The sequence below is a fragment of the Marinibium conchae genome, from assembly GCF_015595035.1.
Classification (GTDB): domain Bacteria; phylum Pseudomonadota; class Gammaproteobacteria; order Enterobacterales; family Alteromonadaceae; genus Glaciecola.
Genome location: NZ_JADNRN010000005.1, coordinates 1 through 11,194, shown reverse-complemented (window position 1 = coordinate 11,194; position 11,194 = coordinate 1). Strand labels below are relative to the sequence as shown.

Annotated in this window: 9 protein-coding genes; 5 read left to right on the top strand and 4 right to left on the bottom strand. The window is 40.8% G+C overall.

Translation table 11 applies throughout. From position 1 onward, the window contains the following. The first annotated feature begins 141 nt into the window (after nucleotides 1–141). From ISG33_RS16340 to ISG33_RS16330, 3 genes are all read left to right on the top strand, one after another. Nucleotides 142–1,899, top strand: a complete 1,758-nt coding sequence (locus ISG33_RS16340; protein ID WP_195734723.1) for a bifunctional diguanylate cyclase/phosphodiesterase — start codon at nucleotides 142–144, stop codon at nucleotides 1,897–1,899. A 115-nt stretch (nucleotides 1,900–2,014) separates the two neighbouring features. Next, on the top strand, nucleotides 2,015–2,335 hold the full coding sequence (locus tag ISG33_RS16335) for a pyridine nucleotide transhydrogenase (protein WP_229333660.1): 321 nt from the start codon (nucleotides 2,015–2,017) through the stop codon (nucleotides 2,333–2,335). Nucleotides 2,336–2,555: 220 nt separating this feature from the next. Continuing rightward, entirely contained in the window at nucleotides 2,556–4,250 is a 1,695-nt protein-coding gene (locus ISG33_RS16330; RefSeq protein WP_195734722.1) for a hypothetical protein, read from the top strand. A 75-nt stretch (nucleotides 4,251–4,325) separates the two neighbouring features. Here ISG33_RS16330 and sthA read toward each other — a convergent pair whose 3' ends face one another. Then, complete coding sequence (sthA, locus tag ISG33_RS16325; RefSeq protein WP_195734721.1) at nucleotides 4,326–5,744, bottom strand: Si-specific NAD(P)(+) transhydrogenase; 1,419 nt, start codon at nucleotides 5,742–5,744, stop codon at nucleotides 4,326–4,328. A 91-nt stretch (nucleotides 5,745–5,835) separates the two neighbouring features. Next, entirely contained in the window at nucleotides 5,836–6,969 is a 1,134-nt protein-coding gene (locus ISG33_RS16320) for an acyl-CoA desaturase (RefSeq protein WP_195734720.1), read from the bottom strand. Between the two features lie 109 nt (nucleotides 6,970–7,078). Between ISG33_RS16320 and fabR the strand changes: the two genes are divergently transcribed. Continuing rightward, nucleotides 7,079–7,678: an HTH-type transcriptional repressor FabR gene (gene fabR / locus ISG33_RS16315; protein ID WP_195734719.1), complete on the top strand. Its 600-nt coding sequence runs from the start codon at nucleotides 7,079–7,081 to the stop codon at nucleotides 7,676–7,678. A gap of 41 nt (nucleotides 7,679–7,719) precedes the next feature. Here fabR and trmA read toward each other — a convergent pair whose 3' ends face one another. Further along, complete coding sequence (gene trmA, locus ISG33_RS16310) at nucleotides 7,720–8,811, bottom strand: tRNA (uridine(54)-C5)-methyltransferase TrmA (RefSeq protein ID WP_195734718.1); 1,092 nt, start codon at nucleotides 8,809–8,811, stop codon at nucleotides 7,720–7,722. A 124-nt stretch (nucleotides 8,812–8,935) separates the two neighbouring features. Here trmA and ISG33_RS16305 point away from each other — a divergent pair, with 124 nt between their 5' ends. Continuing rightward, nucleotides 8,936–10,138 (top strand): DUF5610 domain-containing protein, encoded by a 1,203-nt coding sequence (locus tag ISG33_RS16305; RefSeq protein WP_195734717.1) that lies wholly within the window; start codon nucleotides 8,936–8,938, stop codon nucleotides 10,136–10,138. A 144-nt stretch (nucleotides 10,139–10,282) separates the two neighbouring features. On the opposite strand, the gene ISG33_RS16300 is transcribed toward ISG33_RS16305, so the two are convergent. After that, nucleotides 10,283–10,771 (bottom strand): RNA recognition motif domain-containing protein, encoded by a 489-nt coding sequence (locus ISG33_RS16300; RefSeq protein ID WP_370545345.1) that lies wholly within the window; start codon nucleotides 10,769–10,771, stop codon nucleotides 10,283–10,285. Between the last annotated feature and the right edge of the window lie 423 nt (nucleotides 10,772–11,194).

The window sequence follows — 11,194 nt, the reverse complement described above, 5'->3', positions numbered from 1 at the left end:
AGGACAATTGATTAAAAATAAACCAGCTTTTAGCTGGTTTTTTTACGTTGAGGCAGCTATTGTATCTAATTAGAGACAGTTCTGTTTTATGCTTCTCATATCAATCGTGTAATTATCTTATATACAGGTGAATCGGTGACGATGAATAATCGTTTAATAGAAGGCCTTTCGACCATAAATGACACTACGCTTAGCCCCTTTGCGAGTGACTCAGTCGAAGCTCTCTTAAATTATTATCTACAAAAATTATCAAGCATTTTGGCACTCGAGCATGATGCACTATGCATTGCGCGCGCTGCGTTTTTACTTGGCCAAGAAGGAGATGAACTCCTCGTTTTGGGTGGCAATGATAATGCTGCTGAACAAGTAGGCAAAAATGCTAATACTTGTGTTAGTTCTCAGATATTAACCATGTACAACCATTGCATAGACGCTAAGGCAAATTACTACAGCGGGCAATATAACTTTTTGTATATGTGTCATGGCGGTATCGAAGGGGCGATTTATTTTCGTACTCGGGAAGCTATTGGCGCTGATGCTAGGGCCTTAGCAGAAACCCTAGCGAGTCAAATGAGTATTGCACTAGAGAACATCAACCTATATAGAAAGCTAAAGAAAACATCATTCAACGATTGGCTGACCAGGCTTCCCAATCGTAATGAATTTATAAACCTCATAAGTCAATCGAAGCTTACGGCGCTCTCTCAAAATATTGCTTTAGTCGATTTAAAACACTTTTCAGATGTGAACGACGGCCTAGGCCAAGATATCGGTAACTCTCTTTTAATTGCGGTTGCCAACCGTTTGAAAAATTCTTTCGATAGCGATGTTCACATTGGCAGGGTAACCGCCGATGTATTTGGAATTGTAGGCGACGCCAATTTTGTCGACCCATTTATCATTAATGACCTGTTTAGAACGCCTTTCTCGATTGGCGTACACACCTTACAAGTAAATGTTAGCGTAGGTATGCATAGTGTTGCACCGAATATTGATGCCATATTTCAATTGCGCTGCGCGAATGTCGCACTAAACCATGCAAAACAATCGCTAACTTCTAATTATAGCTTTTACTCGCCAGCGATGGACGAGGAAACCAAAGAACGATTAGAGATAATTCGAAACTTACAACACGATTTTGATAAAGAGAAATTGGAAGTGTGGTATCAACCGCAAGTTAATTTACATAGCGGAGAATTGATAGGTCTTGAGGCTTTACTACGATGGAGAAATGCAAAAGGAGAATTCGTTTCTCCTGAGGTATTTGTGCCACTGGCTGAGTATTCAGGCAGTATTGTTGACATTGGTAAATGGGTATTAGCCGAAGCAATTAGGCGAATGAAAATGTTGGCTACTACCGAGAATAAACCACTAAGAATGGCGGTAAATGTATCGTTACTACAGTTTAGAGATCCTGAGTTTGTCCCATACGTTAAGTATATTCTCGACATCCATGGTGTAACACCCAGTTTACTAGAGTTAGAGGTGACAGAAAGTGTTGTGATGGATGAACCCGAAATCGTTATTCAATCGCTTAATGAACTAAAAAATTACGGAATATCTATCGCAATTGATGATTTTGGTACTGGCTTCTCATCTCTTAGTTATATTCAACAAATGCCACTTGATCGCCTCAAGATTGATAAGTCCTTTGTGCAGGAGTGTGGCAATAGAAAAAATGAGGTCATATCCCAAGTGATAGTGAATCTTGGGCAGCAACTAGGCTTAACGACGATTGCAGAAGGCGTTGAAAATAAAGAGCAAGTTCGCAAAATGATTGCGCTTGGTGCTCAAGAGGCTCAGGGCTATTACTTCGCTCGGCCAATGAGTTTTGATAAGCTGCGAAGCTATTTAGCGAGTTCAATGTCTGCTGAAATTAGCAAGGCGGTTAATCAGTAGTGTCATGATTTTTTAGCATTACTGTAATATTACTGTCATATTTCTGTGATTTGCATTGCTATTTGTCTTATAATTGCGTATAGTTGACGCACGTTTAATCACCAAGGCTCAAGAAATGACGTTAACTATTTCTCGAAAATCAGTTGCAACAGCAACGTTTATCGCTAGCGCTTACGTTCTATCTACTGGCATGGCAGCAGCAGAGGCCGGTGATGCAAAGTTATTTAACTGTATGGATAAAAAAACGCTCACTATGAATAGTGAGTGTATGAGCAAGCAGATTTCTTCCAACATCGCTTTCAAAAAAGTGGAAGAGTCACTTATTCAAAATGCAAATCAAGTTAGTGACAGAGCTATCGCCACCATGACCTTTGATCCAAAAACATTGTCGATCGAAGTTGTTGCCCACCGAGATGCTCAATTAGCTAGAAACTAGTGGCATAAGTTGTAGTGCAAAGCCAGTATTTATCGGCTAGTTAAGCATAATAAACAACATTATACTTGCTATATCAAAAGCCTCCTTTTGGAGGCTTTGTTGTATTTGAGACTAAAAATCAGCAAAACAGTCAATTTTCATTAAAAAAGGTGATATATTCACCACTTAAATAAAAATGCTGCGATGGACGCTGCATTTCAATTCTACAAGGGTCGTTTCAATGAAGAATCTCATTATAATCTTAGTGCTTGTTGCTCTAGGTGTAGGTGCGTATCAATTTTTAGGGTCAGGTTCTGCCTCAAAAATGGAGAGGCTGGACTATGTGCCGGCTGATACGGTTGTATTGTCAGCGCAAGTTGAGCCGCTTGATATGAAAACTTATCTTGCTTCCTTAGGGCTTCAGCCAGGTCAATATGGTGACTTGAGCACTATGCTAGAGCAAGAGCTCGAATATGAAACCGATGAAAGCGCTAAGTTTGCAATGAGTCTTTTTGCTTCATTCATTGATGCTGTGTCTACGCCAGATCAGATGGAAGCTAAGACAGGTATCAAAAATCAACTTCGCTCGCTTTTGTTTATGAATGGCGTCGCTCCTGTTATTCATTTCGAGTTGCAAGACGAAGCTAAGTTTTTGGCTTTTTTCGCTGAAGCGCAACAGGCATCAAATATTGCTTTTAGCGATGAGCTGCTTGACGGACAAAGTTATGTTCGCTACGTGCTAGATGAAAATGAACAGATTGATCTGCTAGTACGCGCAGCGGATGGCTGGGGTGTGGTTGCACTGCACAGTCCTAAGTTAGGCGAAGAACATTTAAAAACAACAATGGCTTTTGCAAAGCAACAAAACCCTCTTGTTGGTAGCGAGATATACAAAAAATTGACTAAAGACTACGGTATGGGCTCTCAAGGTTTCGGCTTCATAAGTACTGAGCAAATTGGGCTTATGTTTACTAGTCTTGACGGTAACTCACTTGCGAAGGACTTGAATTTGCTTGCTGGCGATGAGCTTGCTCAAGAGTTCGAAATGTTTAGAGAGCCTGCATGCAAGGCTGATATCGGCATGCTTACGGCGCTGTGGCCAGGCTTGTTCATCGACAGCAAAGTGAACATGAAGGGTGACGCAGGAGTAGAAGTACAAGGCTCAATGTTAATCCCGACTAATAGCCAAGTTGCAATCGATGGCTTAAAGGCGCTTAGAGGCTTCATTCCAGGTTATGTAAAAAATAATAACAGCATCATGTCGATCGGTGTTGGGCTTGAAGTAGCTGAATTGAGTGGCAGTGTTAACTCAATGTTTAATGCAATGGCAAACCTACCGTTATCATGTGAACCCTTAGTAATGGCTCAAGAAGAGCTTAAGCAAAATAATCCAACGGGCGCTTTTGCTATGGCTGGTGTTGCCAACGGTTTCTTCGGTACGGCAGCGGCTATAAATGAGTTTGTATTTGACATGTCTGGTGAATCGATGGCGATAGACGCGGTTGTGTCAGTTTCAGCTAAGAATATTTCAGCTTTATACGGCAGCTTACAAACTTTCGTCCCTTTCCTTGGTGCGCAACCATTGCCAGCTGCGGGTGAAGAGTTGTCTTTGAATCAACTTGTGCCAATGCTAGATCAGTTTGGCATTCAAGTGATGGCGCAAGCGAACCAAGAGCACTTGGTCATTTATGCTGGTGAAAAAGCGAAAGCACAAGCTGAATCAGTGCTTAGCGAAAGTGTTGAAGCAAATGGCTTGCAAGCAATAACCATAGACTATGGGCAGTTCTTTAAGCAGTTGTTGCCTATCATGCAAATGTCGGGTCAGCCAATGCCACCTGAGCTAGAATCAATGATGGAAACTGATATGGTTTTGTCGGTGGATGTTAATGTTAATGATAAAGGCATAGTGATGGATTCAACGGTGCTTGTTAAATAAGCGCTAGCCTGTTTTAGAAATAAAAAAAGCGCCTTCGCTATTGTAGCTTAGGCGCTTTTTTCCATCTTAATGAAATTAAAAGACTCTATTTAAGCCATTCAAGGCGGCTACCCGATATGCCTCAGCCATTGTCGGATAATTAAAAGTAGTGTTAACAAAATACTCTATTGTATTGCCTTTACCTTCTTGCTGCATAATCGCCTGACCGATATGGACGATCTCACTAGCACGTTCTCCAAAGCAGTGTATACCTAATAATTCCTTTGTTTCACGATGGAAGAGAAGCTTCAAACTGCCCACCACTGTGTCTGCTATTTGTGCTCTCGCAAGGTGCTTGAATTGAGCTCTTCCTACTTCATAAGGGATCCGTAATTCGGTAAGTTGCTGCTCTGTTTTTCCCACTGAGCTAATTTCCGGCAAGGTATAAATGCCTGTTGGTATATCCTCTACAAGTGCTTTGTGACACTCTCCTGACAGCATAGCCTCTGCTGCAAATCGGCCTTGATTATATGCTGCAGATGCAAGACTAGGGTAGCCTACTACATCGCCGACAGCATAGATGTTTTCTACGTCAGTTTGGTAGTTGCCATTTACTTTTACCTGGCCACGACTATCAGCTTTCAAACCAACATTTTTAAGTTCAAGTTCAGCTGTATTACCCGATCTTCCATTTGCAAAAAGAAGACAATCTGCTTTCATTCGCTTACCTGATTTTAGGTTTAGAACAACATAATCGTCATGAGCTTCAACAGACTCGTATTCTTCATTATGGCGAATAACCACACCGTTATTCCACAAGTGATAGCTCAACGCATCAGATATTTCAGTATCTAAGAAGGAAAGTAAGCGATCACGCATATTTACCAGATCGACTTTCACTCCCATACCTCTAAATATCGAAGCGTATTCACTTCCAATTACACCAGCACCATAGACAATGACACTTTTGGGGTGATGCTTCAAAGAAAGTAAAGTATCGCTGTTATATATGCGAGGGTGCGTGAAATCGATATCTTTTGGTTTATATGGGCTTGAGCCAACAGCAAGCACAAACTGCTTTGCAGTGATTGTTTCAACTGAGCCGTCAATACGACTGACACTCAGTGTATTATTATCGATAAAGCTTGCTTCACCAGTAATAACAGGTACTCCGTTTCTATCATAAAAACTAGAGCGTAGTCTTGATTGCTTTCTGATAACACCACTAGCATGCTGCATAATATCGGCGAAGGTTAAACTTCTTGAGGAATTGTTATCGTTAAATAGCGGATTTTGGTTATATTCAACCAAGCGACTCACTGAATGGCGCAAAGCCTTAGAAGGAATTGTGCCCCAATGAGTGCAACCTCCACCTACCGACTCGTATCTTTCGATGGCTGCTACACGCTTTCCTGCTTTTGAAAGCTGCATTGAGACCCCTTCACCGGCAGGGCCTGTGCCAATGACAACAGCATCGAAATCGAAGTCTTGGTTTGATTTTTTTCTATGTGGCATATGCTATTTCCAATCTAATTTTCAATAGTTTATCAATATTTGACGAATAAAAAAGGATGCCAAAGCATCCTTTCATATTAAATATCCCTGTTTAAGCAGTTTGCTGCTCGAAATAGAAGCTATACACCGATCGCCATTTTTGCTTTTGTATTTCAAAGTTCTTTTTCAGTTCTTTGCATTTAAAGTCGAGCTCAAGGCTTTCATAGGTCTTCTGGAGGTTCTTTTTCTTCGCGTTCATTAAGCGTTTCTTAGCCGCGTAAAAGTCGGACATTCTTTGCACTAGCTCCTCATATTCCTTTTCCATTCTCGCAATAATCTCCTCAGTATTTGGTAAGAGTATTGCCTTGTCTTGGGCATATTTGAGTTGCATTTCTAATTTTGCTTTTTCAATTCGTTCTTCTGGGCAGGTACGAAGTTTAGAGGTTAAGCCTAGATATGATAAGCCTTTAATCATCCATTTTGTCGGATCAAATTGCCACCATTTAATGCCGTTTCGATAATCATATTCAAAAATATGGTGGTAGTTATGATAGCCCTCACCGAAAGTGAAGAAAGCAAGAAGATGATTATCTCGCGCAGTGTTTGTATCAGTATAAGGTCTTGAGCCCCAAATATGAGCTAAAGAATTGATAAAAAAGGTTACATGATGGACCAATACAATCCGCGTGACTCCAGCAAGCAGCACCATAGAAAGAATGTCACCATTTAGCCAGCCAAGAAAACCGGTGATTCCAAAATTTGCAATAAGAACAATAGGTAGGTAATGGTTGTGTTGCCACATTACCACTTTGTCTTTCTGTAGGTCTTTACAATTACTGTAGTCAACAAAGCGCTTTGCTTTGTGCTCTCGAAGCATCCAGCCCATATGTGAATACCAGAAGCCCTTTTTCGCTGAATAGGGGTCCTCGTCGTTTACATCAACGTGGCGATGATGAACGCGGTGGTCAGATGACCAGTGTAAAATGCTATTCTGCACTGTCATTGCGCCACCAACTGCAAGAATGCAGCGTATTACAGGATGAGCATCATAGGTTTTGTGAGACCACAAGCGGTGATAGCCTGCCGTTATTGACATGCCTGTAAAATAAAAAAGAAAAATAGCAGTGCCGATTTCGATCCAATCGAAACCGTACATAATTGCCCATATTGGTGTCCCTACCAAAGCAAGTAATGTTAGTGCGCTAAAGACAATAACGTTGGTAATAATAAGGGGAGGTTTATTCAAAGGATGACCTAAATTTCAGCTTACAACTGTACGCTAATTTAACTTTAGTTGTCATTTTTGGCAAGAAATAAACTTCTTTATCTTTCTGTTTTTGTTGTATTCTATTTACATGAACCGACAAGAACAAAAACTTCAAACTCGACAACGCATAGTTGATGCCGCTTTCAGTCTACTCGACGAAGATAAAAGTTTATCCGCTATGAGCTTAAGAGAGGTCGCCCGCGAGGCGGGAATTGCACCAACTTCTTTTTATCGGCACTTTGGCGATATTAATGAGCTCGGCTTAACCTTGGTTGATGAGGCCGGTTTGGCGCTGCGACAACTGATGCGTCAAGCACGTCAGCGTATTGAAGCTGGTGGTGGAGTTATTGACATCTCGGTAGATACATTTATGGAGTTTATTACAGCAAATAAAAATGTTTTTCGTCTTCTGTTACGTGAACACACCGGTACATCAGCTGCGTTTCGAGCAGCGGTGGTTAGAGAGATCCAGCATTTTATAGAGGAGCTTACTGACTACGTAATTTTACAATTAAAGTTACCACGTAATATAGCAACGATGCAGGCGGAGGCAATGGTCAAACTGGTTTTCAGTGCTGGTGCAGAAGCCCTAGATTCCGACGACATCGCCAGGCGTGATATTGCTGCCAGCGTGAAGCTCCAACTGCGTTTTGTACAATATGGAGCGGTGAAGTACGCTTCTCGATAAGGCGTCCAAAGCATATTGCACCGCTTATATTTTACCCTCTTTTATCTTCGACTTAAAAATACGCCACTTTCTATATGAGAAGTGAATGGGAACTGATCGAAGATAGCTGCACGTTTTACTTCATGTGTGGTGGTTAGTGTCGTTAAGTTATCTGCAAGGGTTACTGGGTTGCACGATATATAAATGATATTGTCGAACTGTTGAATTAACTTAATGGTCTCGCTATCAAGCCCAGCCCTTGGGGGGTCAACAAGCACTGTTGAGAAAGCGTAATCGTTTAACTCGATATCCTTGAGACGAACAAACTTGCGTTCTCCTTTCATCGCTTCGACAAATTCTTCACTTGAGAACCTCACGATTTTTAAGTTAGAAATTGCGTTTCTGTCAATATTGAACTGAGCTGCATTCACAGATGTTTTCGAGATTTCAGTAGCGAGTACCTTGTCAAAAATCGAAGCCATAGGGATCGAAAAGTTGCCTGCACCGCAATAGAGCTCAAGTAAATCTCCATCAGACTGCTTAGTCTGCGTCATTGCCCACTCAATCATTTTACAATTAACTAGTGCGTTTGGCTGAGTAAAGCTGTTTTCAATTTGCTTAAATTCGTAGTGTTTATCAAAAATTGGAAGACGCTCAATCACATAATCTCTGTCGGGCACTAGCTTTTGTTTCTTTGAGCGCCCAATGAATTCAACTTTCATTTCTGGCGCTAGACCTTGCTGTAACTTAGCGATTTCCTCTAACCATTCATCATCAAGGGGACGATGATATACCATCGTTACCAATATCTCATCGGTAAGTGTACTGAGATAATCAATCTGAAACAGTTTTTTTCTCAACACCTCATTACCAACAAGTGCATTGCAAACTGCAGTCATTGCCTTGTTGATTAGAAGACTTGCCGCAGGAAGGTAATCAACGCGGTATTGTTGCTTAGAATTCTGGTCAAACATGATGTGATAGCTATCAGAGCCCTCGTGCCAGATCCTAAACTCAGCACGCATTCTAAAGTTTTCGGGTTTTGATGGGTAAGAATCGATTGCTAGGGTATAAAAGGGAGAAAGCAAATCTTTGATTTTCTTCTCTTTGTCTTGTAGTTGCTCTGCATAGGCTTGAGTTAATTCAAGTGCCATAAGTACGCCATTTCTCTCGTTAATATAGGTGGATTGTAAGGTTTTTGAAAAAATTACCAAGTTAAAGCTTAAGGTTTTGCATTCTGCAGTCGATAAGGTTGTTGAGGATAGTGAGGTATCTGAAATGAATATAGTAGAAGTAAAAACATACCAAGGCGAAAAGCAACAAGTTGTTCGCCCTGATGAAGTATTGAATAAGAAGCTCCAACAAGACGGCCTGCAACAGGCTAGAGAGTTGCAGCAGTCATTCATTGCACCTAATGAATCTATATCTGACGGGCGTTCTATTGCTGCCCGAGTATTGGGAGGTGCCATCAATGATGCCCTCGAGTTACGTGAAGAAAGTGAAGAGGGTAGCGAGAAAAACCCTAAATCAAAAGCCACGGACAACACGCAACTTTTCGACTTTGAAGAAGTCGCAAAAAATGTGCTCAATTTTGTTGGCGGCGTGATTAATAAAGCAGCATCATCAGGTTCGTCGGATGAAAAGCTAAATTCTCTTTTTGAGCAAGCGCGCTTTGGTGTCGACAAAGGTATCGCACTTGCTCGCCAGGAGTTAAGTAACTCGATAAATGATGATATTGAAAAAGGCATTAATGCAAGTCGAGATACGATTTTTGATGGCATTGATAAGCTAGAAAATAACATCTTCCCAGTTGCCGAGGACGAGCAGATAGGTCTCAACACAGCCTTAGAAGCAAAACGCAGTGAACTAAGTGAGTTTTACGTACGGACGCGCGACGGCGATGAGGTAACAATTCAGTTCGGGCTATCGCAAAGCTTAGATAGTCGGTCATTTATCTCAACCGAATCAGGAGTATCCAACACTATACTGAAAGAGAGCCAAAGTTTCTCGTTAGCAATATCTGGGGAGCTAGATGACGAAGAGCTCAAGGCTATCGGAGATTTAGTTGCTCAGGCAGATGATATAGCAAATAGTTTTTACAGAGGAGATATTGAAAAGGCTTTTGAAGACTCTTTGAATGTTGGCTTCGATAACAAAGAGCTGGCTTCTTTCGCTTTTCAACTCACTCAAGCTGAAAGCTATCAGAAGGTACAGAAGTATGGAGAAATTCAACAGTACTCAAACGATGATACCGATTTGAAAGCACCGAAGGCGGTAGCTCAGTATCTGAATAAGTTATTAGATGGCTTAGATCAAGCGCAAGAGACATTAGAAAGTCAGGGTGATTTTAAATCAGTCATAAATAGCTTAGTTAATGAATTGAAAGATGTTCAAGTTCCCGATATTTTAACGGCAATTAATCGCTTTCATTCTTTCAACGCAAAGCTTCTTGAAGGTATAGAGCCAAAACCGGACTACTAATTGGTGGATATGCGGCATTAGCAATAATGCGCCAACACGCATAAAAAGCAAAGATATCCCCGTCTAAAAGAAAGTGCCAGCCAGTTCATAACTAGCTGGCACTATAGCTTGCAGTGGACTTTTACTTTATTGGTGTAGATATATCTAAGCGACTTTGTCTTTTGCAGGACGAACTTTTATTGTTCTTTCCTGAAATTCAGAATCATTCAGTTTTTCTATCATGGTCTCTGCTTCAGCTGAGCCAACTTCTACAAAGCCGAAGCCTTTTCGTTTTCCAGTTCGCTTGTCCTTCATTAAACGAACCGATTTTACAAAGCCGAAGCTTTCAAAATGTTCTTTCACAACTTGCTCGTTAGCTCTATATGGAAGATTACCGACATACAAAGTTGCTATGTCATCATTATCTGTATCTATAGAAGCACCTGAAGATGTTGAACTTGAGCTTGGCGTTGATGTTCCTTTTGTTTTCGTAAGACTGCCTAATAATACAAATGTGACAGCGGTAGCTAAAACACCGATTGAGAATGTAGACTTTTGAATAATGGAAGCATCAGTGGGTGAAACTGAAGATGTAACTATATAACCAATCACAGCAAGTATGATTGATGCCACCACAATTAGCGGCATTTTTATGGATACCATAACCTTTCCTTATCTTTTTTTGTTAATGTTATGTAAAAGGCACCTACAATATGACGCTTTTAAGCGACATTTGCCAGTTTTCAATCGTTTGAATAGGAAAAATATTGCAATTTGATGGAATATTAGTCGTTTTGAGTGAATAAAGAGCAGTGAAACAAGTTTTTTTAGGATTTTTCAGTTTTTTTGATAAAAGTACTTGCACAAAAACATTTAATCTCTAAAATGCGCGCTCACTTCAACGGAGACATCCAAACGCAAGTTTAGAGCTAAGTTGAAGTGGCAAGTGTTTTACAATTTGTGTTGGGTTTTACATCGACTTCGGTCAAAAATAAATTCAAATAAATTTGCAAAATGGCTTGACAATAAATTGGATGTAGGTAGTATACGCATCCCGCTTGAGACGGCACGAAACGT